The sequence below is a fragment of the Vibrio sp. WZ-1 genome (assembly GCF_052037695.1).
GTDB lineage: Bacteria > Pseudomonadota > Gammaproteobacteria > Enterobacterales > Vibrionaceae > Vibrio.
Genome location: NZ_JBQEQR010000054.1, coordinates 77953 through 103977, shown reverse-complemented (window position 1 = coordinate 103977; position 26025 = coordinate 77953). Strand labels below are relative to the sequence as shown.

Annotated in this window: 23 protein-coding genes and 1 other RNA gene; 11 read left to right on the top strand and 13 right to left on the bottom strand. The window is 41.9% G+C overall.

All coding sequences use genetic code 11. From position 1 onward, the window contains the following. Nucleotides 1–634: 634 nt before the first annotated feature. The 6 genes from ACTS60_RS04915 to ACTS60_RS04890 form a co-directional block, all read right to left on the bottom strand. Entirely contained in the window at nt 635–2194 is a 1560-nt protein-coding gene (locus ACTS60_RS04915) for an AbgT family transporter (RefSeq protein ID WP_440887349.1), read from the bottom strand. A 78-nt stretch (nt 2195–2272) separates the two neighbouring features. Next, nucleotides 2273–2461 (bottom strand): hypothetical protein, encoded by a 189-nt coding sequence (locus ACTS60_RS04910; protein ID WP_440887348.1) that lies wholly within the window; start codon nt 2459–2461, stop codon nt 2273–2275. A gap of 27 nt (nt 2462–2488) precedes the next feature. Next, nucleotides 2489–2896, bottom strand: coding sequence for a type IV pilus modification PilV family protein (locus ACTS60_RS04905; RefSeq protein ID WP_440887347.1), 408 nt, complete (start codon nt 2894–2896; stop codon nt 2489–2491). Beyond that, the gene (locus tag ACTS60_RS04900; RefSeq protein WP_440887346.1) at nt 2886–4178 is read right to left on the bottom strand and encodes a hypothetical protein; all 1293 of its coding nucleotides are present in this window, start codon (nt 4176–4178) and stop codon (nt 2886–2888) included. The genes ACTS60_RS04905 and ACTS60_RS04900 overlap by 11 nt, the downstream gene beginning before the upstream one ends. After that, nucleotides 4175–4816 carry a PilW family protein gene (locus ACTS60_RS04895; RefSeq protein ID WP_440887345.1) on the bottom strand — a complete coding sequence of 214 codons (642 nt, stop codon included), beginning with the start codon at nt 4814–4816 and terminating at the stop codon, nt 4175–4177. Before ACTS60_RS04895 ends, ACTS60_RS04900 begins: the two co-directional genes overlap by 4 nt. Before the next feature lie 16 nt (nt 4817–4832). Then, entirely contained in the window at nt 4833–5345 is a 513-nt protein-coding gene (locus ACTS60_RS04890; protein WP_440887344.1) for a pilus assembly FimT family protein, read from the bottom strand. Nucleotides 5346–5447: 102 nt separating this feature from the next. Between ACTS60_RS04890 and ACTS60_RS04885 the strand changes: the two genes are divergently transcribed. Beyond that, nucleotides 5448–5876 (top strand): type IV pilin protein, encoded by a 429-nt coding sequence (locus ACTS60_RS04885; protein ID WP_440887343.1) that lies wholly within the window; start codon nt 5448–5450, stop codon nt 5874–5876. Nucleotides 5877–5961: 85 nt separating this feature from the next. Here the strand turns inward: ACTS60_RS04885 and dnaJ are convergent, their stop codons facing one another. The 4 genes from dnaJ to grpE form a co-directional block, all read right to left on the bottom strand. After that, on the bottom strand, nt 5962–7110 hold the full coding sequence (gene dnaJ, locus ACTS60_RS04880) for a molecular chaperone DnaJ (protein WP_440887342.1): 1149 nt from the start codon (nt 7108–7110) through the stop codon (nt 5962–5964). Nucleotides 7111–7311: 201 nt separating this feature from the next. Next, nucleotides 7312–9228, bottom strand: coding sequence for a molecular chaperone DnaK (gene dnaK, locus ACTS60_RS04875; RefSeq protein WP_440887341.1), 1917 nt, complete (start codon nt 9226–9228; stop codon nt 7312–7314). Nucleotides 9229–9546: 318 nt separating this feature from the next. Continuing rightward, nucleotides 9547–10821, bottom strand: a complete 1275-nt coding sequence (locus ACTS60_RS04870; RefSeq protein WP_440887340.1) for a dicarboxylate/amino acid:cation symporter — start codon at nt 10819–10821, stop codon at nt 9547–9549. Nucleotides 10822–11242: 421 nt separating this feature from the next. Continuing rightward, a complete protein-coding gene (gene grpE / locus ACTS60_RS04865) occupies nt 11243–11839 on the bottom strand; it encodes a nucleotide exchange factor GrpE (RefSeq protein WP_440887339.1) in 597 nt (198 codons plus the stop codon). A gap of 145 nt (nt 11840–11984) precedes the next feature. Here grpE and nadK point away from each other — a divergent pair, with 145 nt between their 5' ends. The 4 genes from nadK to bamE all read left to right on the top strand — a co-directional run bounded on the left by nadK (nt 11985) and on the right by bamE (nt 16740). Further along, a complete protein-coding gene (gene nadK, locus ACTS60_RS04860; RefSeq protein ID WP_440887338.1) occupies nt 11985–12869 on the top strand; it encodes an NAD(+) kinase in 885 nt (294 codons plus the stop codon). Between the two features lie 246 nt (nt 12870–13115). Continuing rightward, entirely contained in the window at nt 13116–14297 is a 1182-nt protein-coding gene (locus ACTS60_RS04855; RefSeq protein WP_440887337.1) for a DUF3103 domain-containing protein, read from the top strand. Nucleotides 14298–14465: 168 nt separating this feature from the next. Further along, a complete protein-coding gene (gene recN, locus ACTS60_RS04850) occupies nt 14466–16130 on the top strand; it encodes a DNA repair protein RecN (protein WP_440887336.1) in 1665 nt (554 codons plus the stop codon). A 250-nt stretch (nt 16131–16380) separates the two neighbouring features. Continuing rightward, nucleotides 16381–16740, top strand: coding sequence for an outer membrane protein assembly factor BamE (gene bamE, locus ACTS60_RS04845; RefSeq protein ID WP_005391468.1), 360 nt, complete (start codon nt 16381–16383; stop codon nt 16738–16740). Between the two features lie 60 nt (nt 16741–16800). Here the strand turns inward: bamE and ACTS60_RS04840 are convergent, their stop codons facing one another. Beyond that, on the bottom strand, nt 16801–17157 hold the full coding sequence (locus ACTS60_RS04840) for an RnfH family protein (RefSeq protein ID WP_440887335.1): 357 nt from the start codon (nt 17155–17157) through the stop codon (nt 16801–16803). Further along, nucleotides 17147–17590: an SRPBCC family protein gene (locus tag ACTS60_RS04835; protein WP_010446232.1), complete on the bottom strand. Its 444-nt coding sequence runs from the start codon at nt 17588–17590 to the stop codon at nt 17147–17149. The genes ACTS60_RS04840 and ACTS60_RS04835 overlap by 11 nt, the downstream gene beginning before the upstream one ends. A 118-nt stretch (nt 17591–17708) precedes the next feature. On the opposite strand from ACTS60_RS04835, the gene smpB reads away from it, so the two are divergent. From smpB to drt3b, 5 genes are all read left to right on the top strand, one after another. Beyond that, nucleotides 17709–18194 (top strand): SsrA-binding protein SmpB, encoded by a 486-nt coding sequence (gene smpB / locus ACTS60_RS04830; protein ID WP_005440253.1) that lies wholly within the window; start codon nt 17709–17711, stop codon nt 18192–18194. A gap of 68 nt (nt 18195–18262) precedes the next feature. Then, nucleotides 18263–18630: a transfer-messenger RNA gene (gene ssrA / locus ACTS60_RS04825) on the top strand. A 190-nt stretch (nt 18631–18820) separates the two neighbouring features. Continuing rightward, nucleotides 18821–20044, top strand: coding sequence for an integrase domain-containing protein (locus tag ACTS60_RS04820; RefSeq protein ID WP_440887334.1), 1224 nt, complete (start codon nt 18821–18823; stop codon nt 20042–20044). Between the two features lie 305 nt (nt 20045–20349). Continuing rightward, the gene (drt3a, locus tag ACTS60_RS04815; protein ID WP_440887333.1) at nt 20350–21531 is read left to right on the top strand and encodes an antiviral reverse transcriptase Drt3a; all 1182 of its coding nucleotides are present in this window, start codon (nt 20350–20352) and stop codon (nt 21529–21531) included. Further along, nucleotides 21524–23464, top strand: coding sequence for an antiviral reverse transcriptase Drt3b (drt3b, locus tag ACTS60_RS04810; RefSeq protein ID WP_440887332.1), 1941 nt, complete (start codon nt 21524–21526; stop codon nt 23462–23464). Before drt3a ends, drt3b begins: the two co-directional genes overlap by 8 nt. 1334 nt (nt 23465–24798) lie before the next feature. Here the strand turns inward: drt3b and ACTS60_RS04805 are convergent. After that, nucleotides 24799–25029, bottom strand: a complete 231-nt coding sequence (locus tag ACTS60_RS04805; RefSeq protein WP_038890699.1) for a helix-turn-helix transcriptional regulator — start codon at nt 25027–25029, stop codon at nt 24799–24801. A 232-nt stretch (nt 25030–25261) separates the two neighbouring features. Between ACTS60_RS04805 and ACTS60_RS04800 the strand changes: the two genes are divergently transcribed. Continuing rightward, nucleotides 25262–25765, top strand: coding sequence for a hypothetical protein (locus tag ACTS60_RS04800; RefSeq protein WP_440887331.1), 504 nt, complete (start codon nt 25262–25264; stop codon nt 25763–25765). Nucleotides 25766–26025: the final 260 nt, after the last annotated feature.

Here is a 26025-nt window from a genome sequence, read left to right as displayed (position 1 = left end):
AGAGACGAGAGACGAGAGACGAGAGACGAGAGACGAGAGACGAGAGACGAGAGACGAGAGACGAGAGACGAGAGACGAGAGACGAGAGACGAGAGACGAGAGACGAGAGACGAGAGACGAGAGACGAGAGACGATCTCATTATGCCTTTTAGGATACAAATTCTGTCAACGCTGTTTAATACCAATCCCATCAATTATCTGCTCATTCTTGCTGGTTATAATCACTTATAACGGTGTTAAAGATTTTGTAGATAGAGTAACTAGCTAGCTGCAATCTTTGCCTTGTTCTAAGTGATTTTACCGGCGCAATTTTTTGAACATCTAATTAACGGAATTGATATAAGCTGAGCTTCTTTTATCAACCTTCCAGCACACAGCTATCGTTTCCTAAAGCGAAGCGCACTCGAAACTCGAAGCGTTCTTTAGGACAAGGTCCGTTCCCGCCTCCCAAAACAAAAAAGCGCCAGTCTCTCGACCAGCGCTTTCGAATTACCAATACCTAAATAGTTGGTGTTGTAGCTAGGCAACAAGCAAGTTCAGCCCTATGAGCATAGAGGCTCTATGTGATTAGGGCGGCCGGCGCTCCGGTGAACTTGCGCAGTTAACAACGCTACAGCGCCAAATATGACGGTATTTACATTGTGTAAGTGTATGGCGCTTGGATACCTAGAGGAATGCCTAGCATCCAGTAAACCACTAGGAAGATAGACCAGCCGATTAGCATTGCAATCGAGAATGGCATCATTAGCGATGCTAGTGTACCGATACCTGTCGACTTCACGTAACGTTGACAGTAAACCACTACTAGAGGGAAGAATACCATCAGAGGTGAAATGATGTTCGATACAGAGTCACCTACACGGTAAGCCGCTTGAGATAGCTCAGGAGAGATACCAACAGCCATTAGCATAGGAACTAGGATTGGACCGATAAGAGCCCATTTCGCTGATGCAGAACCGATTAGAAGGTTTACAGAAGCCGTTAGAAGAATCATACCAATGATAGTCGCTTCACCTGGCAGGTTCATCGCTTTCAAACCTTCCGCACCGTATAGCGCTAGCATCGTACCGATGTTTGATTGTGCGAATGCAGATAGGAACTGTGCACAGAAGAACGACATTACGATGTATGCGCCCATAGTAGACATAGTATCCGCCATCGCTTTAATGATGTCGTTGCTCGTCTTGAACGTGCCAGAAACACGACCGTACACGTAACCCGGAATGATAAACAGGATGAAAATCAACGGAACGATAGACTTCATGATTGGCGCAGAGAACGCAGTGATTTCACCTTCAGGTGAACGCAGTGCAGAGTTTTCTGGAATAAGAGCCACAACAAGAAGAGCGATACCCGCCATCATTGCCCAACCAGCATAACGGAACGCTTTAGACTCAAGCTCAGAGAAAGAACCTAGATCTGGTGCTTTCTCTGCGTCTTCGTCGATTGGAGTGTTCTTTAGACGTGGTTCGATGATTTTCTCAGTTACGTACCAACCGATAGCAACAATGATTACTGAAGATAGACCAGTAAAGAAGATGTTCGCTAGTGGATTAACTACGTATTCAGGGTCTAGAACCTGAGCTGCTGTTTGAGTGAAACCAGCCAATAGAGGGTCGATACCTGAAGGGATAAAGTTTGCAGAGAAACCACCTGATACACCTGCGAACGCTGCCGCGATACCCGCTAGAGGGTGACGACCAGCCGCGTGGAAGATAATACCACCAAGAGGAATAACCAGAACGTAGCCCGCGTCCGCAGCAGTGTGCGATACGATTGCTACAAGAATTAGCATTGGTGTAAGAAGTTTTGCTGGCGTGAAGTTCAGCATCTTCTTCAGACCAGTAGTGATGAAGCCAGATGAATCAGCAACACCAACACCTAGCATTGCAACAAGAACGATACCAAGTGGTGCAAAGCCAGTGAACGTAGTCACCATGTTAGCAAGGAAACTTGCTAGTGCTTCGCCAGTTAGAAGGTTAGTAATAGTAAGAGCTTCGCCAGTTCGAGGGTTTAGAAGGTCGAAAGAAACATTCGACAAAAGTGCAGACGCAGCCCAAGTAATGATTAGTGCCCAGAAGAACAGAATCGCTGGATCAGGAATTTTATTACCTGCCTTTTCGATAAAGTTCAGAAAGCGATCCATACCGCTCGGCTTCGGTGACGGTGCCTTATTTACAGCTTGGTTACTCATGGTAACTCCATATGAATGATGTTGGTGTCATGGCCTATTTGAGTAATTATAATGGCCTATTTTCAACCGAGCATTCTATTAAATAGCAAATAAGAAAGCACAAGGTTCTGGCATTTTTTCCATATTTGGAGACATATTTTGCAAAATTACTATATCAATTAAACATAATAAAAACAGTTGCGCACCAGCAAAAACAACACCAACACAACATTCTATTAACCGCATGAATTTAAGATAAAAATCAGCAATTACAAGAGTTCCAAGCATTAATAACGCTAATAATTTTGCATCAAATCAGTCAAATTCACTATAACGCGAAATCATTGTTTGCAATTCAACACCTTGTGTATCTCCAGCCCTATCAAGCCAAGTTGCCTGTACCTTTACCACTTTCACATTCGCAATGGGCGCTGGTAGTAGATCCCACTGAACTGTATACGTACCATTCATTGAAGTACCTGCGATGATATCTGCATCGAAGTCAGCAACCACAATGTCAGACGAAGCGGAAGAAGCACCACGAGTTCTAAACCACTCCAGTTTCTCCTCCGCCAACTGCAAAGCCTCTAGACTGTTTAACGCGTATTCTGACTCCTTTTCCATGTAGACCTGAAGTTTGGTTAAACTCAAAACGCCACCAGCAATCAACATCACAGAGAACAGAACTTCTAACATACCCACACCACGTTGACTAAAAATCATGCCAAGATCCTTTTACCCATCGAACAGTGGTAGGAAACGAAAATGAGTTGATCACGTCTGCGTTAAATGCCAAGCGCAACGAATTATCAAATAAAGCCATTTGACCATCTGAATCAAATACTTGCCCGCCTGATAGAGAAAACGAGCCGCGCTGAAAATACGTCGCTAATAATGGAGAAACCGAGCTTGAGCTACCATACAACTTGTTGATGTAAGTCGAGAAGTTCGCATTCAAGTACGGTTTGATTTGTTTCAAGTCATTCCATTGTTCAAGTGTCGGTCTGTAGTCGTGATTCAGATGAAACAACATACCTTTGATAGTTCCGCTACCATTGATTCCTAGCACACCGTTGTTTACTAAGATGAACAAGTTCATTTTACTATTTTGGTTCTGAAGACTTTTCAACTTAGTCAATTGTGTATCGGTAATTTGGCATGAGCCATCAATCCAAATTTTATACGGCTTATTCTCTTTCAGTTTTCCGACAAATTTACTCACACAATCAATATCGCTCCCCCCTTTCATCGCAACAGGTATAAAATCATGCTCTTTGCTATCTCTGATCGACTTCCAATTGCTCTTTTCCGTTCCAAAGAAGTCATAAAATGGGTCTAGGTCGGCTTTCTGTTGAATATCCAACTTAATTGACTCTCTTTGATAAACTCCATTTTGATCATGCCAAATGCCCGCGTAAGATGAGGTTTGAGTTTGGTAGTTGCTGCCACAACTCTTTGATTGATCAAAACCGGCAGTAGGAGAAGGGATACCACCGCCTATACCTTGGTTGGTGATCCCAGAAGCGATAATCCGACGCTTCACCACAACACCAAGGCACTCATAGTAGTCTCTTTTGTTATACTTACCTGGATCTGGCGGTGCTATCAATGCCGAACCATGAGCGATCAAGTCAGCGGTTGAACGAATTGCTCCTGAGCCTCCACCTCCTAAGAACTGAATTTTCTTGGATACTTTTGCATAGCCCGTTTTTGCAACGAGGACATTGGGGTCTAAAGTTGAAGCTTTGAGTTCATCAATGGGATAAGAATGACATTGTGGCAGTAGATTAGCGGGGATGTAGTTTAAGTTAGAAGCAACAATATATGTAAAACCACATTCTAATGCCCCCTCCGCTTGCCAGTACTCTTTTCGAGCTTCAATTTGATTATTTGCTTGTTTTATTTTGAAAAACAGTGTCTTGTAACTACCCAGTATGACGATAAGAGCCGCAACTAAAAGTAAGCTAGTAATAAGAAGAGTAATCGCTCCTGAGTGCTGTCTCATTCCTGCCAATTCCTTTGTTTAATGGTGAAATCCTTAGTCACTTTCACATCAGAGTTGGACGCAAGCTCTGCACTAACATGGACGGTCAACAGAGCACTGGTAACGCCATGATTTTGAATCTTGTCCTCATGAATTTGAAACTGATTAACGTGCACCGTATTTGCATCAAAAAGGTTGTAGCACGCCCCACCAACTCGATTAGAAAAATCCTGAGCGTCTGCAATATCCATGACTCTATCAACCAATTCCTTTTCACAAACATAAAAAGAGTTGGGAAGATTGGTTGTCCGCTGATATACCACATTGTTATACGACGGGACGCCCCCGGACATGTCAGCCAGGTAGGCATAAGCAACTAGAGTTCTTGCTGCACTACTTACGGTAAATACAGTGTTAATTGCTCCTGATAACTTAATTGATCTCCCCTGCCCTCCATCAAACCCAGCCCTTTGAATATCGGCTCTCATCATTTGAACAACACTGGCCGTATTTTGTAACAGAACCAACTCTTGGGTTCTCTGCATAGCCGTTTTCTGCGCATGAATAAACACCGAAGTTATCGTACCAATGGTGATAACCCCCAACGACGAAGAGATAAGCAACTCTAAAAGGCTATTACCGGTTTGCTTTCTAAACATCATTTGCTTCCCAGCATTAGCAAGACACATAACCGAAAAACTGCTTAGTTGGATGATTACTACACACCCTGAACCGCGCAGAGCGATTAAATGACAAGACTTTTAACTCTTTACTTGAGTCTTCAATAGGGTGAAACCTTATGTGTCCGTTTGAGGGGCGGCCATGAATATCATCGAAAGAGATTTGTTGAGATGGATACTGTGGAGTTACGGTTAAGCCTGCGTATGGTTTTCCAGAAAAGGTCGCTAAAATCATCCCTATATAAGGTGTATTGCTATCCGTCAGTTCGATTTTCCACTCGCCCTGACTATTGCTGGCTCCCGACATAATGATATGAGCCCACAATCGTTGCCTTCTCAAAATAGATTCCGACTTCGCCTGTATAACAAACCCATGAAGTTCTCGCGCCAACCTCTGCATTTTGTTCGCCTGTAGCACTCCATTAAAGTTAGGAACAGCTATTGCCAACAACAAACACAAGATAAATACCGAAGCAATCAGTTCCAATAAAGTAAAGCCGCGATGCATTTCCCAAAATCCCGTGAAAGAACCAAATGTTCAAAAATCATTCTTGAACAGATGCTAACAGCTCATAAAAATAGGACGAAATGGGAGAAGGAACTACTCGTAATGATTCGTACAAATATTTGTAACAGCTACAAAATAGGATTAAAGGGGATGACATTGATCGAATTACTCATCGCGATGGGTATTGTTGCCGCCTTAACCGCAATTGCATACCCTGTTTTCACAAACCATATTTTGAAATCACACAGAACAAGCGCCATTAGCGATATTAGTCGTATTCAATTAGAACTCGAAGCAACCTATAACGGTAGCTATGATTGGAGTGGGATCATTTCTGGCGGTAGCTGCACTATTTGTGATTCTGATGCTGATAGATTTACATTCTCCGTAGCCAGTTCAGCAGTCGTGGCTTACACCATCACAGCAACAGCAAAGTTGGGACAAGATAAAGATCGCTGCTTTCCACAGGGCGTGAAAACAATTACGCTGACTTCAACCAACATCGAATCACCAAGTGCTTGTTGGGACTGAAACGCTTTTCTCCTGAAATGGACTAACAGACACAAAAAAAAGCCTGCATTAATGCAGGCTTCTGGGGATTTGATTAATTTGCTAACTAGCTAGTTAGATCATCAAAGAACTTCTTCACACCGTTGAAGAAACCTTCAGATTTTGGCTTATGTTTAGTTGCCGCATCGCCACCACAAGACTCATCAAACTCTTTAAGCAGTTCTTTTTGACGAGAGCTTAGGTTAACAGGTGTCTCAACCACTAGCTTAACAATTAGGTCACCGACACCGCCGCCGCGAACGCCTTTCACACCTTTACCACGCATACGGAACATACGACCTGTTTGCGTTTCTGTCGGTACTTTAAGGTTCACACGACCGTCTAGTGTCGGAACTTCAACTTCACCACCTAGCGCTGCCATCGCAAAGCTTACAGGTACTTCACAGTACAGGTTGTTGCCTTCACGCTCGAAGATATGGTGTTCTCTTACGTGAACTTGTACGTATAGGTCACCTGCTGGTGCGCCCATTTCTCCTGCTTCACCTTCGCCAGACAGACGGATGCGATCGCCAGTATCAACACCAGCTGGGATCTTAACGTTAAGTGTCTTAGTTTTTTGCTTGCGACCTTGACCATGACATTCGTTACATGGGTCTTTAATGATTTTGCCTTTACCATGACAGGTAGGACAGGTCTGTTGTACCGCGAAGAAGCCTTGACGCATCTGAACTTGACCGTGACCATGACACGTACCACACGTTTCAGCTGACGAGCCTTTCTTCGCGCCGCTACCATCACAGCTATCACAGTGAACAAGCGTAGGTACTTCGATCTCTTTTGATACGCCACGAACCGCCTCTTCTAGCGACAGTTCCATGTTGTAACGTAGGTCTGCGCCACGTTGCGCGCGTTGCTGACCACCGCCACGACGGCCGCCACCAAAGATATCACCAAACACATCGCCAAAGATGTCGCCGAAGTCAGCACCACCGCCACCAAAACCGCCGCCGCCGAAGCCGCCACCGCCTTGTTCAAAAGCAGCATGGCCGTACTGATCGTAAGCCGCTTTCTTTTGAGGGTCAGTTAGAATTTCGTACGCTTCTTTTACTTCTTTAAACTTGTCCGCAGCAGACTCATCACCCTGGTTACGGTCTGGGTGGAATTTCATCGCTAGACGCTTGTACGCCTTTTTGATATCGCGCTCAGAGGCATCACGGCCTACGCCTAATACTTCGTAAAAATCACGTTTTGACATGTTCTTCGTCACCAATTAATTACTGCAAACGGCATGATTTACCGCTTGGTGTTTGTATCGTTCTAGGTAAGTGCACTCATTGCAAAATACTTAACTAGAAAGACAGCTTTGACAAACAGACGGGCGTAAGAGTTACCCCAAACGCCCGCACACAAAAGTCTTATCGACTCTAGGCGACCATAAGTCGCCTAGTTAGAAATATTATTTCTTGTCGTCTTTAACTTCTTCGAACTCAGCATCAACTACGTCGTCTTCTTTAGACTGTTGAGCATCAGCGTCAGCACCTTGTGCTTGTTGCGCTTGAGCTTGTTGTTGAGCGATTTCCATTAGCTTTTGAGCTGCCGTCATTAGCGCTTGAACTTTAGCGTCGATCGCTTCTTTGTCATCGCCTTTACGTGCAGTTTCTAGCTCAGAGATAGCTGCTTCAATCTTCTCTTTCTCTTCTGCAGGTAGCGCTTCACCAGCTTCTTCTACTTGCTTACGAGTACCGTGAATCATTTGGTCAGCTTGGTTACGTGCAGTCGCTAGCTCTTCGAACTTTTTGTCCGCTTCTTTGTTAGCTTCTGCTTCTTGAACCATTTTCTCGATGTCGTCATCGCTTAGACCGCCAGAAGCTTGGATAGTGATCTTCTGCTCTTTACCAGTCTGCTTGTCTTTCGCCGAAACGTGTAGGATACCATCCGCATCTAGGTCGAAAGTAACTTCGATTTGTGGCATACCACGTGGTGCAGCTTGGATACCTTCTAGGTTGAATTGACCTAGTGATTTGTTGAAAGACGCTTGCTTACGCTCACCTTGAAGAACGTGGATAGTTACCGCGCTCTGGTTATCTTCTGCTGTAGAGAAAACTTGGTTCGCTTTAGTTGGGATAGTTGTGTTTTTCTCAACTAGCTTAGTCATTACGCCGCCCATTGTCTCGATACCTAGAGACAGTGGAGTAACGTCTAGTAGAAGTACGTCTTTCACTTCACCTGCAAGTACACCACCTTGAACTGCAGCACCCATTGCTACTGCTTCATCAGGGTTTACGTCGCGGCGAGCTTCTTTACCGAAGAACTCAGCAACTTTCGCTTGAACCATAGGCATACGAGTCTGACCACCAACTAGGATTACGTCAGTGATGTCGTTTACAGATAGGTCAGCGTCAGCTAGAGCAACTTTTAGTGGCTCAAGAGAACGTTGTACTAGGTCTTCAACTAGAGATTCTAGTTTCGCACGAGTCACTTTAACGTTCATGTGCTTAGGACCAGTCGCGTCTGCAGTAACGTAAGGTAGGTTTACGTCAGTTTGAGAAGTAGAAGAAAGCTCGATCTTCGCTTTTTCTGCTGCTTCTTTAACACGTTGCATCGCTAGTGGATCGTTCTTAAGGTTGATACCTTGCTCTTTGTTGAACTCGTCTACTAGGTAGTTGATTAGACGTGTATCAAAGTCTTCACCACCAAGGTGAGTGTCACCGTTAGTTGCTAGAACTTCGAAAGTTTTCTCGCCTTCAACTTCATCGATTTCGATGATAGAGATATCGAATGTACCACCACCAAGGTCGTATACCGCGATAGTGCGGTCGCCGCCTGACTTGTCTAGACCGTATGCTAGAGCCGCCGCTGTTGGTTCGTTGATGATACGTTTAACTTCTAGACCTGCGATACGGCCAGCGTCTTTTGTTGCTTGACGTTGAGCATCGTTAAAGTAAGCAGGAACTGTGATAACTGCGCCAGTTACTTCCTCACCTAGGAAGTCTTCAGCAGTTTTCTTCATTTTCTTCAGGATTTCAGCTGAAACTTGAGGAGCAGCCATTTTTTGGCCTTGCGCTTCTACCCAAGCATCACCGTTGTCAGCCTTAACGATTTTGTAAGGCATGATTTCGATGTCACGTTGAACTTCTTCGTCTTCAAAACGACGACCAATTAGACGCTTAATTGCAAATAGCGTGTTGGTTGGGTTTGTTACTGCTTGACGTTTAGCAGGTTGGCCTACTAGCGTTTCACCGTCTGTGTATGCAACAACAGATGCGGTTGTACGCTCGCCTTCTGCGTTTTCAATTACGCGTGGCTTGTCACCGTCTAGAACAGCAACACAAGAGTTAGTAGTACCTAAGTCAATACCAATGATTTTACCCATCAGGCTATCTCCGAATAAATTCTATTTTCGTTTTGCTATATCCCCTATGTGGGGACGTAGAATCGGGTTTCAACCCTTGCTCACAAACAAAAATAATTATGTTTGCTTCTCTTATGCCCAATAGATAAGGGCTGCAAATGGCTTTTCAAGGGAAAGAGCAAAAAAAATTGAAAAAAGTTGTGCAAAAGGCGAGATACGGGAATCTCGGAGCGCAGCGTTCCATAGGAAGAAGTCCGTTCCCGAAGCGAAGCGTCTCTAAAAAGAAAAAGCGAGGCCCTAAGACCTCACTTTGAATTCGATTAAGTGTGCAATTATCAATTATGCGCTTGCTTGTGCAGGCTCTGCGTCTACCACTTCTTCTTTGCCAATCTCGCCTTCAGACTTCGCAACAATGGTGTTTACTGCAGTATCACCAACCACGTTTGATGAAGTACAGAACATATCATTGATACGGTCTACTGCTGCGATGATTGCAAGACCTTCTGGTGGAAGCCCTAGTTGGTGCAATAGAACACCGACCATTACTACACCGCCACCTGGCACACCACCTGCACCGATAGACAGTAGCAAGATAGTCAAACCAAGAGTAAAGATATCAGCAGTATTGATCGGCTGACCAAACGCGTTTGCCACAAACATCGTTGCTAGTGCGATGTAGATAGAAACACCAGACATGTTCATTGTTGCGCCCAGTGGCACACCGAAACCAGCTACTGACTTAGAAACCTTCAGCTTATCAGTAAGCGTACGCATTGTTACAGGGATAGTTGCGTTCGAGCTTGCTGTTGATAGCGAGAATAAGATCTGCTCTCGAGTTGCACGTAGGAAAGTTTTTGGCGAAGTGCCCGTCGCAATACCTACTGCCATTGGGTAGAAGAAGAAAATCCAGAACACTAGCATTGCAACAACAAGCGCTACATAGCCAGCCACAGACATCAGTGTGTTTGCATCCAGTGTTGCACCTAGTTGAATCATCAGAGCAAATACACCGTAAGGCGCAAGGCTCATTACTAGACCTACCAGCTTCATCATGATTTCATTCGCCATCTTGAACGTACGAATGGCAGGTCCACCACGTGAGTCAAGAGCTTGAATAGCAAGACCTGTCAGGATTGCCATAAAGATGATTTGTAACATGTCGCCATTTGCAAACGCTTGTACTGGGTTGCTTGGAACAATGTTTACCACCAACGAGAAAATGTCAGGAGTTTCTGTGGTTGTTAGTTTAACGGTCTCTGAAATCGTACCCGCAAGATTTGCATCTGCCCCCGGTTGGAAAATAAGACCAACAGTAAGTGCCGCAGTAATCGCGATGATGGTGTTGATAATGTATAGAGCAAAGGTTTTACCACCAAGACGACCAAAAGCAGTGATGTCTTTCAGGTCAACGATACCGCATACGATAGATACGTAAACAAGAGGTACTACTAACAGCTTAATCAATGATACAAACATGCCACCAGCGCCTTCGGCTGCGCCAAGTAAATATGTATCAAAGAGAGCAACGCCACTAAAAAGATACTGAATTGCAGTACCAATCAGAAGACCCGCAAACAAGCCGATAAAAATCTTGCTAGAAAGCGATTTATCCATCATAAATCTCCAAAATGTTGTGTTTGCTATTTATACTTTTATAGTTACATCTGCTGATTTTTACGGCAGACCTCGCGAATAATACACGCCGCAGTTACAAAATAAAGACTTTCTTTACGAGATTGTTAATAAATAACATTAAAAGTAAATCACTGGATCCACATTCATATTCAGAATTAAATTTTGATTGCGAGTGATAACAGGCACTTATAGACACACCCATTCCATAAATAAGCAAGATAAAGAAAGGATATCCCTTATTGGAAAATTATTTACCAATAAGAAAAAATTTGAAGGGGATCAAATTTCATTTTGCACACATATTCAGAGAGATGAATATGTTGACGGTAATGTTTGAAACAAAAACGCCCGCTATTGAGTAGCGGGCGTTTTAATATATTTATATCAATGATTTAGTTAATTACTTAGCAACCATAACCATTGCAGGACGAACAACTCGACCGTTTAGCTCGTAGCCTTTTTGCATCACAAACATCACTGTGTTTGATTCGTGATCTGGGCTTTCTTGAATAGACATCGCTTGGTGGAATTCAGGGTTGAATGCTTCACCTTCTGGGTTGATCTCTTTCAAACCAAATTTCGATACTGCGTCTACAAACGTCTTGTGCGTTAGTTCAACACCTTCAAGAATTGGCTTAACTACCTCGTGCTCTGCATCTGCAGCTTGAATTGCACGCTCTAGGTTATCGATAACTGGAAGTAGTTCTTCAGCGAATTTGTTCAGAGCGTACTTACGAGCTTTATCGATTTCTTGCTCAGTACGACGACGCATGTTTTCTACTTCAGCTTTAGCGCGAAGAACCGCATCTTGCTGGTCTTTTACTTTTGTTTCGCTAGACAATAGTGCCGCTTCTAGTTGAGCAATCTTAGCGTCTTTCTCATCACCAATTTCTTCAAGTTCTGCTTCAGCCTCTTGAGCTGCCGCTTCTACTTTTTCAGCTTCTTCGATGATTTGATCTAGCTCAGCTTCTGTAACTTTGTTTTCTTCGTTGCTCATGATATCTCCAGAACTCAACTTAATGCCTTTAAAGCCATTCACATTTCGTGGGTTTCAAAGCCATAAAAATTCGCATATTTAGGTAACTTGCCATTATTATGGGGATGAAGATTCCTGATTCAAGCCTCTTTAATGCGGAAATGCTATGAAAAACCCATGTAACGTGATCGCGATTATCGGAAAACCACGAGATCAGCAGGCGATTCAAACTCATCGAGAGTTATACGAATGGCTGACATCCGAAGGTTACCAAGTGTTCATCGATGATCGCCTTGCTGCAATTTTAGACGAAATCCCGCAAAGCCAATTTGCTAGCTTAGTTGAACTAGGCAAAAACGCAGATCTTGCCATCGTTGTTGGTGGTGATGGCAACATGCTGGGTGCTGCTCGTATATTGTCACGCTTTGATGTTGCTGTGATTGGTGTAAATCGTGGCAATTTAGGTTTCCTAACCGACCTCAATCCAGACGATTTCAAAGAAGCATTAAAGGCTGTATTAAAAGGCGAATATATAGAAGAAGAGCGCTTCTTATTGGAAGCTGAGATCCATCGTCACGGTCAAATCAAGAGCCACAACGCGGCATTGAACGAAGCGGTTTTGCACCCAGGACAAGTGGCGCACATGATTGAGTTTGAAGTTTACATTGATGACAGCTTTGCGTTTTCGCTGCGTGCCGATGGTTTGATTGTTTCTACTCCGACGGGCTCTACCGCATATTCACTCTCAGGTGGTGGCCCTATTCTATCACCTAGTCTGAACGCGATTTCACTGGTACCAATGTTCCCGCATACACTTTCTAGCCGTCCTTTAGTTGTCGATGGAAAACGACGTATTAAGCTTATTGTTTCACCGGAAAATCGTGGTACCCAAGAAGTAAGCTGTGATGGACAAGTCTCCTTACCAGTATCGCCTGGTGATGAAGTACATATTTACCAGAGTCCAAATGTACTCAAGCTCATCCATCCAAAGGATTACAGCTACTATCACGTATTGCGAAACAAGCTTGGGTGGTCGAGCAAACTATTCTAAACAAAATAAAAAAGGTTGATTTTCTATCAACCTTTTTATTTTTCAGAGCACAAACTATCAACGCTAAAATCATTCACCACAATAATCACTCACCCCGCACACGTTACTAAAACAATAGAAAATTTGAAGCTCTGGGCAAAAACCACACGATTTTATAAAAGAAAATGGCTCATATGCCATTGAATGATATTCTGGTTTCGAATAGAGCAAAAACTCTACCAAATAATAATCAAAGAAGGACAAGCTATGAAAAAAACAATAATTCTGTCTGTTCTAAGTACATTAGCGATCGTTGGCTGCCAATCTGATGAGAACCAAGTGACAAGTATCTCAAACGATAAAGCGCAAGATATCAGCAACACCAAACGAGCGTTGGCTCTAGAACTTAGCCAAAACTACGCAGCATTAGAACCAATGCTACGCAAGGACATTACAGCACAACAAACCAACATTCCTGTTTCAAAGTTCATCGAACAAAACCCAACTTCTCCAATGAGCAAGCAACTGGTTCAAGCTGACGAGCAAATAAGAAACTGGAAGGGCGTATCTGAGTACTCAAATGAGTTACTTGAAGTACGTTTAGCTAACGATGCCATGTTACCGACTTGGCAAGCAGGTGATGTGAGTCCGCTATTTGCTTATGAACCTAGTGGTGATGATGAGCAGTGGCAATACATCGAAGCATTTGATGTATATGGGAATATTCACGAGTTAAACGTCTATGAACTACCTGACGTGCCTGTATTGGTGATTGACAACAACAGCACCGCAGAACTAAAAGCGGGTCTTCAGGCAATGCAAGCTGAAATGCAAAAGCTTGGTCAAGCAGCCATGATTCAACCTTACGCTGAAGGCAAAGTGCTACAAAGCATGGCACAACCGGAAGCCTCAGACGCACAACCGATCCAAACCACTCAGCTCAAAAAAATTCGTTTAGCGGATGACCAGGAACCGTGGATTTCAGGCAAAGCTGAAATTTATGCTTTGGTAACCGGCGTCAACCCAACACGAGATGAACCAACGCTGGACTTAGTTGAGATGCCATATTTGGATTACGACAACAAAGACTACTATCCGAACCAAATCATCATTCACTGGTCTCGTTACCGTTGGGGCGCAGCAGACATTGTTCTGATGGAGCAAGATGACGGTACGGATTACAAGCAGTTGGCAAAACTGTTAGTTCAAGTGGCTGAAGAGGTACTGAAGGCAATTCCAGATCCAGAGGTACAGGCATATGCCATCATTCCTCAGATCACCAACAAAATCATTGATGCAATTCCAGATGGCGTGCTCACCAATGATGATGATTTTGTCGATGTGTATTACACCCTGATGCAAGACACTTCTTATGTTGATCATCCAGGAGCTGGAGTCAATGCAGTGGTGACATTAGAGCCACTCACTATTAACCCGACACGTCCATAACTTCTTCAATTTAAATAGGTCGTTGCATTTTGCTCGGCCTATTTTTTCTTTCCCCATCACAAAAAGCCGCTTCTTTCATAAAAAGTTTTGCCTCCATCTTTACTGTATAAAGAAACAGTATATACTGTTTTCTTATACAGTATTGTTCAGTTATACAGGTAAATAAAAATGCTGGCTCATCTAAGTGTTAATAATTTTGCGATTGTTAAGTCTTTACAGCTCGAGCTTTCCAAGGGCATGACCACCATCACTGGTGAAACAGGTGCAGGTAAATCCATTGCAATTGATGCTTTAGGTCTTTGTTTAGGCGGACGAGCCGATGCAGGCATGGTACGTCAAGGCGAAGAGAAAACCGAAGTCAGCGCTGCCTTTTTACTGGAAAACAATCTACACGCAACACGCTGGCTCGAAGATAACGACCTACTGGACAGTAGTGAGTGTATCTTGCGTCGCATCATCACCAAAGAAGGCCGTTCAAGAGCCTTTATCAACGGCAGTCCTGTTCCTCTTTCACAACTCAAATCTCTTGGACAACTGTTGATCAATATCCATGGACAGCACGCACACCATCAATTGATGAAAAGCGAGTACCAAATGGCCATGCTTGACCAATATGCGGGACATCTAAACTTACTAAAGAGTACACGCAGTGCTTACCAACATTGGCGTCAGGCAGACAATAACCTTAAGCAACTAAAAGAGAACAGCCAGCAAAACCAGGCGCAAAAGCAGTTGCTTGAATACCAAATCAAAGAACTGAATGAGTTATCGCTAGGTGAAGAAGAATTCGCAGAGCTCGAGCAAGAGCACAAACGACTATCCAATAGTGGTGAACTCGCCACTACCTGTCAGCAAGCCATCGAACTTATTTACGAAGGTGAAGAAGTCAATGCGCTTGGTATTTTGCAATCGGCCAATCACTCCCTAATTCAATTAGCTGAATTAGATGAGAAGTTAGTAGAGCTACCAAACATGCTGGCTGAGGCAATGATCCAGCTAGAAGAAACCAAAAACGAACTTCGCAGCTACCTTGACGGTATTGATGTCGATCCGGGTCGCATGGCTTATGTCGAAGAACGTTTTTCTAAAGTGATGTCGATGGCTCGTAAGCATCACGTTATGCCTAATGAGTTATACCAACATCACCAAGATCTGCTGGCACAAATAGAAGCATTAGATTGCTCCGATGAACGCTTGGATGAATTAGCTCAAGAAGTCGAACAGAAATACCACAGCTTCTTAACTCAAGCGGAAAAACTGCACAAATCACGCAGTCGTTACGCCAAAGAGCTGAACAAGCTAATCACACAAAGCATGCACGAATTAAGCATGGAGAAAGCGGTATTCAGCATTGAGGTGAGCAACGAGCACACCCACCCGTCGCCATTGGGTATGGACAGCGTATGCTTCTTAGTTTCAACCAACCCTGGTCAACCGCTGCAACCTATTGCAAAAGTCGCATCGGGTGGTGAGCTATCACGTATCTCACTCGCGATCCAAGTGATCACCGCGCAGAAAGTCGATACACCAAGCTTGATCTTTGACGAAGTGGATGTAGGTATCAGTGGTCCAACAGCAGCTGTTGTCGGCAAGATGCTGCGCAAACTGGGCGAATCAACTCAAGTAATGTGTGTGACCCACTTACCTCAAGTTGCAGGTTGTGGTCACCAGCAAATGTTTGTCGCAAAACACACCAAAGGTGGTCAAACAGAAACTCAAATGCATGCATTAGATGAACAACAACGAGTAGCTGAGTTAGCACGTCTACTTGGTGGTAGCCAAATCACTGATTCAACATTAGCAAATGCCAAAGAATTACTGATTGCAGCTTAGTTAATAGTTTGGGCCACTAATAAATATCCTTCAGTGGCCTTAGCTTTCCCTACTGTTACTCATTTTTAGCCACTTATTTGATGGAATTAGTGCGTAGAGCCCGTTATTTACTACTCAAGATCAGTGAATAAATGCAACTCAACTCAAAAATCGTTGTCAGACTCCCTACCATACGACGCATAGCTTTTTACATCTGCGTCGAGCTTGTTTATTATCAGCGCAGTATTTTGAAGGTTACTAAGAAATTATTATGCAATTAAAGAAGTGGTTAGTTGCCGTACCATTAGCAATGACTTTGCTGACAGGATGTTCGGTATTGGAGAAACTGGTTTATCGCATTGATATCAACCAAGGCAACTATGTAGAACAAAGTGCGGTAGATAAATTGAAGTTTGGGATGACTAAAGCACAGGTTCGCTTCGTTCTTGGGTCACCAATGCTTATTGAAAATGGGTATCCAAACACATGGTATTATATTTACCATCACACGCCTGGACATGGTGATCCTGTACAGAAAGATCTGATCGTTAACTTTAATGATCAAGGAACACTTGCGGATATCAGTGGTGATTTTCCTAAGAGTGACGCTTTTTACGAGCAGATCCAATAATATCTTCTATAAAAAGAAAAACCTCCCAGCTGGGAGGTTTTTCTTTTTGACCATTTCAAGTTAGTCAGCAGCCTTTCGCAAGGAGTTAGGTTTACCACCTGTCACTGGATCCGCGCTACCAGAGACCTTTGCCTGCTCTGCACGTTTGCGGCGAATCTCTTTCGGGTCTGCCAATAGCGGGCGGTAAATCTCGATTCGATCTTTGTCGCGAACTGTCGCATCTAGTCGAACGTTGCGGCTGTAAACACCAACTTTGTTCTTTTTCAAGTCAATCTCAGAGTACAATTCAAGTACACCAGATTGGCGGATGATCTCTTCAACAGTCGCGTGGTTATTCACCACTAAATTGAACACTCGCTGCTCTTGAGGCAATGCATACACCACCTCAACGTGGATCATATCCGACTCAATACTCATAGCACTCGTACACCTGTTTCGCACGTTTCGTGAAAGCGTTAACCATGTTGTTGGTTAGTTCATTAAAAATCTTACCGAAAGCCATTTCGATCATCTTGCTAGAGAATTCAAACTCAAGCTTAAGCTCGACCTTACACGCCTGTTCATCTAAGGCCGTAAAAATCCAACCACCTCGTAGCGTCTTGAATGGGCCATCAACTAAGTTCATCATGATAGCTTGACCATGAACAAGCTCATTGGACGTCGTGAATGTCTTGCTGATGCCTGCTTTTGCTACATCGACAGAAGCCACCATACCACCGTCCGAAGACTCAATGACTCTTGAACCTGAACAACCAGGTAGAAACTCAGGATACTTAGAAACATCATTGACCAAGTCGAACATCTGTTCTGCACTAAAAGACACTAAAGCAGAACGGCTGATTTGCTTCATACACACTCCTATCGATACGCGTACATGTTTAAGGCTTGTGCCAATTTTACTTTTATTCCACGATAGCGCAAATAAAAGGATTTCCTAACCCATATCCAACCCGTATAATGAGGCCATTATGGTAAAGAAAAAATCAAAGCAAAAAGCGGGTAGCAATACTATCGCGCTTAATAAAAAAGCTCGCCACGAATACTTCATTGACGATGAAATTGAAGCCGGCTTGGAGCTACAAGGCTGGGAAGTAAAAGCACTTCGCCAAGGTAAAGCCAATATCGCTGAAAGCTACGTTTTCATGCGTGACGGAGAGGCTTTTGTCAGCGGAATGACCATCACTCCTCTTAATCAAGCATCAACTCATGTTGTCGCAAACCCTACACGTGTGCGCAAACTACTAATGAGTCGTCGTGAACTCGATAACCTACTTGGTCGCATTAATCGTGAAGGCATGACGCTAGCCGCGTTGTCGCTATACTGGTCTCGCTCTTGGGTGAAGATCAAAATCGGTGTTGCGAAAGGTAAAAAGCTTCACGATAAACGTACCGATCTAAAAGAAAAAGATTGGGCTCGTGAAAAAGCACGCGTAATGAAGAGCTCACTGCGCTAAACTTGACCACTTAAACGCATAGTACTGGACAGCCTAGGCTTTTCTGTTACTATGCGGATATTACCTCTGGGGCTGATTTAGGATTCGACGGGAATTCAGAAGTCTGAGGTGCATGCCGAGGTGCGGTAGGCCTCGTTAATAAACCGCAAAAAAATAGTCGCAAACGACGAAAACTACGCACTAGCAGCTTAATAACCTGCTCAGAGCTCTCTCGCCCTAGCTTCCGCACGTAAGACGGGGACCAACGAGGGATCAAACCCAAACGCGCTAGCCCGGATTCTCCCGCCTGAGAGATGAACGGCGAATTATAATTCAGGATAGTCATTTACTAGCGTGTCGGTTCGCAGGTGGGTGGTGAATTTAAAGATCGACTAAGCATGTAGTACCAATGATGAAAGGTTTTCGGACGCGGGTTCAACTCCCGCCAGCTCCACCAAACGTTTGGAAAAGGCCACCTTCGGGTGGCCTTTTTTGTATCTAAAAAACATACATTTCAATTAGTTACCTTTCTTTTCTGTCTTATTCTGTCTCATCGCGTCTCATACCTGCTCACGTTTTTAGTACCCAATAAATTACCCTATACTCGTATCCAAGATATTTTTGGGTACTAAATCGAGTATAAAGAAATGGCAAGACGCGTAGTTCCGCTAACAGATAAAAAAGTAAAAAGCCTTAAACCCGCTGGCAAAGAGACAATCGCCAGTGATGGGAAAGGACTTCAGCTTAGAATAATGCCAAATGGTACTAAGTCTTGGCGTTTTGTATACAAGAGTCCTGCTACGGGAAAACGTAGTAATATGACCTTAGGCAAATACCCAGAACTATCGATAGCTAATGCACGGAAAATAGTAGAAGGCTACCGTGAGCTCGTTGCACTAGAAATCGATCCAAAACACCACAGAAAAGAAGAGAAGGAAAAAAGCGAGGCTATACATCAGCACACACTATTCAATGTTTCACAGAAGTGGATGGAGCTGAAGAGAACAGAAGTCACCGAAGACTACGCGAAGGATATCTGGCGCTCATTTGAGCTTCATGTTTTCCCTACTTTAAGCTCAAAACCTATATCTATGATTACAGCACAGTCCGTAATCGAAACTCTAAAGGTAGTAGAAGCTAAAGGTTCACTGGAAACTGTTAAACGTCTAACACAACGCTTAAATGAAGTTATGGTCTATGCGATGAACTGCGGACTACTGCAAGCAAATCCGATTAGCAACATCCTAGCTGCTTTTAAAAAGCCCACAACGCAAAATATGAAGAAGCTCGAATCAAACGAACTTCCAGATCTAATGAATGCCCTCGCGAGCGCAAGCATTAAACGCTCTACACGTTGTCTTATTGAGTTTCAACTTCATACTATGACGAGACCAAATGAGGCAGCTGGTGCGAAATGGGACGAGTTTGACTTGCTAGAGCGCATATGGACCATTCCGAAAGAAAGAATGAAAAAACGAAAGGAGCATCGTATACCTCTAACTCAAGAAGTAGTTAACCTTTTAAAAACAATGAGATCAATGAGCGCAAATAGCGAGTATGTCTTCCCATCAATTAAAGATCCAAAAAAACCAATGCATAGCCAAACCGCAAATATGGCACTCAAACGAATGGGTTTTAAGGATCGCTTGGTATCTCACGGAATGAGAGCAATGGCTAGTACCATACTCAATGAAAATGGCCATGACTTCGTTTTGGTCGAAGCTGCGCTTGCTCATACCTTTGGTAACAAAACGCTGCGCTCATATAATCGCACGGACTATTTAGAACGACGAGTACCAATGATGGATTGGTGGAGCGAACATATTATTAAAGCTTCTAATGGCTCTCTATCGATGGCTATGGCTTCCTGACTCTCATATCATCATAGATGTCAGAAGACGCTCTTCATCTACTGAATTGAAACACCGACACATTTCTCCCCCAAAATGAGCTGTGGTTCGAGTTGGTATTTCAGTTTAACCATAAGTCCCTAACTACAAAAAGTACTGTGTAACAAAAGGCAAGACCTAATCCCGTAGGTTGTGATGTAGAGTTTGTTGAGGAGCTATATACCCAATTGCATATTCACATCAACCTTAGATATGGTATAACTTTCATAAATTTGAGTTTTCCGAGCACTCATTAGCAGTACTCTTTTTCATTTGGAAAAATACCAATGTTGAAACAAGTTTTTAGTAGAGAGCAGCTATCTAAAGTAGTTTCACCTACAGATGTACGGAGATGGAACCTGCTATCAGAGTTTGGCGATGTAGATACTGCATTGGAGCAAACGATCGGTTACTGGGAAGGTAGCGGACTCGCTCTATCACCTATCAATGCCAAACTGATAAATGGAAAAACAGTATATACACCGAGTAGAGTTGAAGATTCATTTGCAATCAAACTAGTCGATAGATTTGTACGAAGAATATACAAAGTAAGACAGTCTGATCGAAATAGAATTGTTAAGCAGGTTATTACTTTACTAAAGGACTCGGGAGATTATCACGTTCTTAGAGTAGATATAAAAAAATGTTATGAGAGCATTTTGTTCGATAATATTATTTCTAAACTCCAGAATGATCTTATCTTATCACCAGAATGCATGAATTTATTGAATGACATTAGTCGACAGCTAAAAGATAGATTTAATTTCACTGGTTTGCCTAGAGGTTTGTCAATAAGCCCAACTCTTGCAGAACTCTATCTCGAAGACTTCGATAAAAAAATAGCAGCAAGTAATGATGTTATATATAGTGCTAGGTATGTTGATGACATTATATTGATTACAACAGATAACAAAAAAAACATTGTCATAGATTTCTTAGTTGAAATTCTCTCGGAGATGGGACTAAAGCTAAATGGTGATGACAATAAAAATTTCTCAGGCTCATCTAGCAATGCTAACTTTGATTATTTGGGTTACTCAATCAGTGTAATACCTAAAAAAAACAAACCAAACCAAGTTAACGTGACAATTTCTGAATCAAAGTTAAAAAAATTAAAATCTAGAATAATAATATCTTTGCATGAGAATAGCAAAAACAAAGATATTAGTTTACTGAAAAGAAGGGTTGAATTCCTAAGCTTGTTGAAAACTGTAAAAAAAGGTAAGAATGGTAATCTATTAGCCGGAATAGCTCATAATTACCAATACACTACAGATAATTTTGAATGTTTAAAATCTATAGATGGATTTCTTATAAATCAGTTACAGAACCCGAGATTTGGACTCACTTTGCCAGAAGTTAATAAGATAAAAAGCATATCATTTTACGGAAATGCTGTTAAACGTAATATTGGCAAGTTTAGTAGAAAGAAAACAACAAAGATAATGCAGATTTGGAAAGATGTCTAAAATAATTAAAGTTAACACCAATGATAAGTATAGAGCATTATTGACGGATGTTCTTCCCTATGAACTACCACTATGGTATTCCAATTTTACGATGTATGAAAGATTCCATAATAAAACACATCGTAATTCCTATATTAATATATCTGGTCTTAATTTTGAAAATAACGCAGGCAACTATATTCCATTAGATTACTTGATCAGTCGTGGAGGAAATAAAAGCCCTCGTTCAATTTCGATAATGCACCCTGCTGCTCAATTAAAGGTATGCGAATTTTATGAGGAATATGGAGAACTGATAGAGTACTACTGTACTAAATCAAAATACTCACTAAGACACCCATATAGAAAAACCACTAAGTTTTATGGTAAAAGGCAGCAAGGTTCTAAAGTTTGCGATGGCGTAGAAGCTGAAAGTGAGGAGCGTATTGTTTCAAGCTCATATTTTAAGTATAAAACGTATCCCTTCTTATATCGATTTTTTGAATCATATGAATATCATAGACTTGAGAAAAAATTTCACAGCATGTTACAAGTTGATGTATCGAAGTGTTTTCCAAGTATATACACACACTCAATTGGCTGGGCAGTAAAAAGTAAACGATTAGCTAAATCTAAAGCTAAAGGTAGCTTCGATGGTGAATTTGATAACCTGATGCAGTTAACCAACTATCGCGAGACTAACGGTATATTGATTGGGCCAGAAGTTAGCAGAATATTTTCTGAGATCATATTACAAAAAATAGACCTTAATTTGATAGAAAAGATGCATGACAGTGGTTATACCATATCCAAAGATTATGAATTTAGGAGGTATGTTGATGATTACTTTATTTTCTATCGTTCAGATGATGTTAAAAATAGCATTATAAAAAATTTAGAGCATTGTCTGCTTGACTACAAGATGTACTTGAACGAAGCCAAAACATCAATAGCATCTAGACCATTTGCTACCAATATATCATTAACAAAATTTACACTAAGAAATACAGTAAATGATTTTTATTTTTCAAGGTATACTGAGACTTCAGAAAATAATAATGACCCAATCATAAAGTTAATGAGGCCAGATTCAAAAGCTAATAGAGCTATATCAGAAATAAAGATGGCCTTGGCTAATCATAAAGTTGAATATAGTTCTATTTCCAATTACTTGTTTAGTGCTATTACTAATAAAATTGACTCTTATATATCTCAACTATCTGATATCGATGCATTACAAAATCATCACATAAACTGGATTCTTGTTGATCTAGATGTACTATTTTTCATCCATGCTATGGACATTAGAATTAGACCTACAGATAGATTAGCAAGATTAATTAATGAGCTTATTGATAGAACTCGCGGTTGGTCACAAGAATTCCTTGACCTTATATATAAGAAAATATTTGATCATGTAAGGCAAGCTATAAATATTTACATTGATCACGCCAACGATATTATTGGCCTTGAGACTCTGAACTTATTAATGATTCTAACAATGTTACCTAAGGAATATCAGCTTCCTTCAAATAGATTAGACTCTTATATTGATTCCTTAAGTTTGAATTCAGAAACTAATGACTTTTATTTTCGCTGGATTACTTTCATGCTTTACATTGAAGAAAAACCTCAGTATCAAGGCATACATGATAAGCTAGTTGATTTAGCAGAACAATATTTACTCAATCATGATGATATGTTTATTGATACAGAGTACTTTATATTCTATTTCGATTATCTAGCATGTCCTCATATTGACGAATCTATCCGTAAGAAAATAATGGATGAAGTAAAAAAAATATCTTTTGATAGCAAGAAAAAACCTGTAACATTTGACTCGGCATATCAGGGCAGAACTGTTCTAAAGAATGATTTTTTGGTTGCTTGGCGTGACCCTGATTATTTGAAAGCTAGTCTAGAGAAAAAAGAGTATATTTTCTCATACAGTTAAATCTATGTCGCCTGCCTCCGTAGGCTTCTGCATTCACCTTAACAGTCAACCGTCTAATTCATGCCTTGGCATGCTGTTTTATGTGAGATTGTTCGGGTGTTTGTACGGACTGCAAGTAATTGTGGTCACACACACGATAGGAGGTGGGCGGCTACCCTTTGTTTAGTCCGAGATTCCGTGGCCAATTCAAGAATAAGTAGCTTCATCTAGCTGGCCAACAAGTTGAAGGAGCCAAATTTAGTACTTTGGGTACCTGTCATGAGACTTTGACCACCAAATTCGAACGTGCCGTCGAGGCTGAAGTGACTTTGTTTTTCAACATACTCGGAAAGAATGATCTGCTCCAGAAAAACTGAATATTAAGATATACGAGTGAGCCCGGTAACTAGAATGTGTACCAAACTCACTTAAGTGGAGTGCCTCATGAAATCAAGAAGCGCTCCACCCGTTAGATGTCGCACTGTAGTGTTCTTAGACAAGATACTTATATCAATATGAATGAGTTACAATGATGATAATTCAATAGGTCTATACTAAAGAGCACTTTCAAAACTCGGACACTTTGTACTACCAACCTCTCTCACCAAGACTAAATAGAAAAGCTCGTCTTCCCATTTTATCAATCCAACACAGATGCTCGCAGAACATTTTATCTAGCAGTCTTTGCTTGGTTGTTCTTCGTTTACCACTTCGAGAGCAGATGTAATCAACTACCTCCAAAGATACTAATTTGAAAGCATAGCTGGTTTGTGTAAATGGCTTCCTAAGCTTCTGAATTTTCGAGGGTCTAGCGTCTGGAGTTTTCTTAATGTGCTCCACTTGCAACCTTCTGAGTTTTCGACGCAATACGCGAACAGCTCGCTCGTTATTCTTCGTTGACTTGTAGATCAAGTGAAAATGAGGAAGCCAAAGTCCACAAATCCTGTGTCGGTCTAACTCTAGTGTTCCAAACATAGGTCCGTCAAAGCCACTTCGTCTGATCTGCTTTCTCATTCGATCTTTTGCTTTACGTAAATCAAAGTCAAAAAGGGCGTCATCATGAAATGCTCGGTTATAATCAATTATGGTAGCAGCAAACCACTGTCCTTTGTCACGTCGCATCTTAGCTACGAGTTCATCCACTCGTTTTATACGAAAATCCCGATTACAGATCTTACACGCGACACTATTGCACTTGTCTTGCAGCTCACAGCATCTAATAAGCTTGTCAGCTAAGGCGTTGTTCTCAAGACCGCCTACTCTTTGCAAGATGCTTACGCGTATATTGTTCTCCTCCAGAGCGTCATTGTACGACTCGAACTTAGGAAGATGTTTTAATGAGTAGTATCTAGCCATTACTTCAAAACCTCATTCATCAGTTTCTCGTGCTTTTTGTTTAAACCTTGAGTTCTTGGCCTAGACTTTATCCACTCTTTTATTTCATGTTCGTACCAAGCAACTCTGCCTTCCGAAACATCAATTGAGGAAGGAAAGGTGCCATCAGCCATCCAACGATAGATAGTGGCGCGCGACACACCGATGGCTTTCAAAATTTCGTTAATGCTTACCAGTTGTGGAAGAGACATCGTTTTTCTCCGTCTTGTATGAGTTCAAGACGGGATTTACAGTTTTCAATTCGTCCCTAATCTCCACAGCTACATCACATTCTTTTGTTGCAATTTCGTGAGGCTCACAAAAATTAAAACTTTATTAAAACAAGGACTTAATAATATTCTTCAGCCTTATCGTGAGCCTCACAAAACAAAATCGTTTGTCATGTTAGAATTCCAATATCAGTTTTTCATACGTAGATACGATATGGCTAAGTCACCAAAAGAAAGACAAAGAGATGTTGCATTGCGACGCAAAGAATCAGGGTTAGTACAGAAAAAATGCTATTTCACAGAGTTCACAACTGATGGTTTAGAGCAAGTTTCTGAACTACTTGGATACAGTCAGAAAGACCTTAATAGAGATGAGAATACTTCTTTCATTCTTGATTACTGCGTATCTGTAACTCTGAGTTTTCTTGAAGGCTACGATAGTGGAACTCTTCCTAAAACGAAGGAGGCACAGTATCTATTTAAGATGAAACAGATCGCTACTTTCAGACAAGACAGTGGTGACTCAGCTCAAGATGTTTTAGGGCACTTAATAAGGTGGAAATACAAAACACCTACAATAATGAAAAAAAGAAAAGACGGAAGTTATGTGCCTCGGCAGCGTATTAACTGGAGCATTGAAGGCGTAGAGCTACTCTTGAATGACAAGAAGTATGCTCGGCAAGTACAATTGTTGAATCAGCATTTTAATGTCGAGTAGTTGTGGTTCCGTCCAAGAATTGTGATGACAATCAAAACTAGAGAACAATTATGACATTTTGTTTTGTTACCCAAAGATTTACCCAAACATAACAGAACAAATCATTTAATAACTAAAAATCAATCATTTAGCTTGCAAGTTCAGATGCCGCCAGCACCAAACGTTTGGAAAGGGCCAACTCGAAAGGGTTGGCCCTTTTTGTATCTGCGATTTGTACCTCTCCCCTAAACTCACTACTTTGATTCGTAGCGAAAATCTCT

Bases quoted from the DNA above. Each gene is read 5' to 3' on its own strand.
- ACTS60_RS04915 (WP_440887349.1), bottom strand. From the start codon at position 2,194: ATGAGTAACCAAGCTGTAAATAAGGCACCGTCACCGAAGCCGAGCGGT.
- ACTS60_RS04910 (WP_440887348.1), bottom strand. From the start codon at position 2,461: ATGCTTGGAACTCTTGTAATTGCTGATTTTTATCTTAAATTCATGCGG.
- ACTS60_RS04905 (WP_440887347.1), bottom strand. From the start codon at position 2,896: ATGATTTTTAGTCAACGTGGTGTGGGTATGTTAGAAGTTCTGTTCTCT.
- ACTS60_RS04900 (WP_440887346.1), bottom strand. From the start codon at position 4,178: ATGAGACAGCACTCAGGAGCGATTACTCTTCTTATTACTAGCTTACTT.
- ACTS60_RS04895 (WP_440887345.1), bottom strand. From the start codon at position 4,816: ATGTTTAGAAAGCAAACCGGTAATAGCCTTTTAGAGTTGCTTATCTCT.
- ACTS60_RS04890 (WP_440887344.1), bottom strand. From the start codon at position 5,345: ATGCATCGCGGCTTTACTTTATTGGAACTGATTGCTTCGGTATTTATC.
- ACTS60_RS04885 (WP_440887343.1), top strand. From the start codon at position 5,448: ATGATTCGTACAAATATTTGTAACAGCTACAAAATAGGATTAAAGGGG.
- dnaJ (WP_440887342.1), bottom strand. From the start codon at position 7,110: ATGTCAAAACGTGATTTTTACGAAGTATTAGGCGTAGGCCGTGATGCC.
- dnaK (WP_440887341.1), bottom strand. From the start codon at position 9,228: ATGGGTAAAATCATTGGTATTGACTTAGGTACTACTAACTCTTGTGTT.
- ACTS60_RS04870 (WP_440887340.1), bottom strand. From the start codon at position 10,821: ATGGATAAATCGCTTTCTAGCAAGATTTTTATCGGCTTGTTTGCGGGT.
- grpE (WP_440887339.1), bottom strand. From the start codon at position 11,839: ATGAGCAACGAAGAAAACAAAGTTACAGAAGCTGAGCTAGATCAAATC.
- nadK (WP_440887338.1), top strand. From the start codon at position 11,985: ATGAAAAACCCATGTAACGTGATCGCGATTATCGGAAAACCACGAGAT.
- ACTS60_RS04855 (WP_440887337.1), top strand. From the start codon at position 13,116: ATGAAAAAAACAATAATTCTGTCTGTTCTAAGTACATTAGCGATCGTT.
- recN (WP_440887336.1), top strand. From the start codon at position 14,466: ATGCTGGCTCATCTAAGTGTTAATAATTTTGCGATTGTTAAGTCTTTA.
- bamE (WP_005391468.1), top strand. From the start codon at position 16,381: ATGCAATTAAAGAAGTGGTTAGTTGCCGTACCATTAGCAATGACTTTG.
- ACTS60_RS04840 (WP_440887335.1), bottom strand. From the start codon at position 17,157: ATGAGTATTGAGTCGGATATGATCCACGTTGAGGTGGTGTATGCATTG.
- ACTS60_RS04835 (WP_010446232.1), bottom strand. From the start codon at position 17,590: ATGAAGCAAATCAGCCGTTCTGCTTTAGTGTCTTTTAGTGCAGAACAG.
- smpB (WP_005440253.1), top strand. From the start codon at position 17,709: ATGGTAAAGAAAAAATCAAAGCAAAAAGCGGGTAGCAATACTATCGCG.
- ACTS60_RS04820 (WP_440887334.1), top strand. From the start codon at position 18,821: ATGGCAAGACGCGTAGTTCCGCTAACAGATAAAAAAGTAAAAAGCCTT.
- drt3a (WP_440887333.1), top strand. From the start codon at position 20,350: ATGTTGAAACAAGTTTTTAGTAGAGAGCAGCTATCTAAAGTAGTTTCA.
- drt3b (WP_440887332.1), top strand. From the start codon at position 21,524: ATGTCTAAAATAATTAAAGTTAACACCAATGATAAGTATAGAGCATTA.
- ACTS60_RS04805 (WP_038890699.1), bottom strand. From the start codon at position 25,029: ATGTCTCTTCCACAACTGGTAAGCATTAACGAAATTTTGAAAGCCATC.
- ACTS60_RS04800 (WP_440887331.1), top strand. From the start codon at position 25,262: ATGGCTAAGTCACCAAAAGAAAGACAAAGAGATGTTGCATTGCGACGC.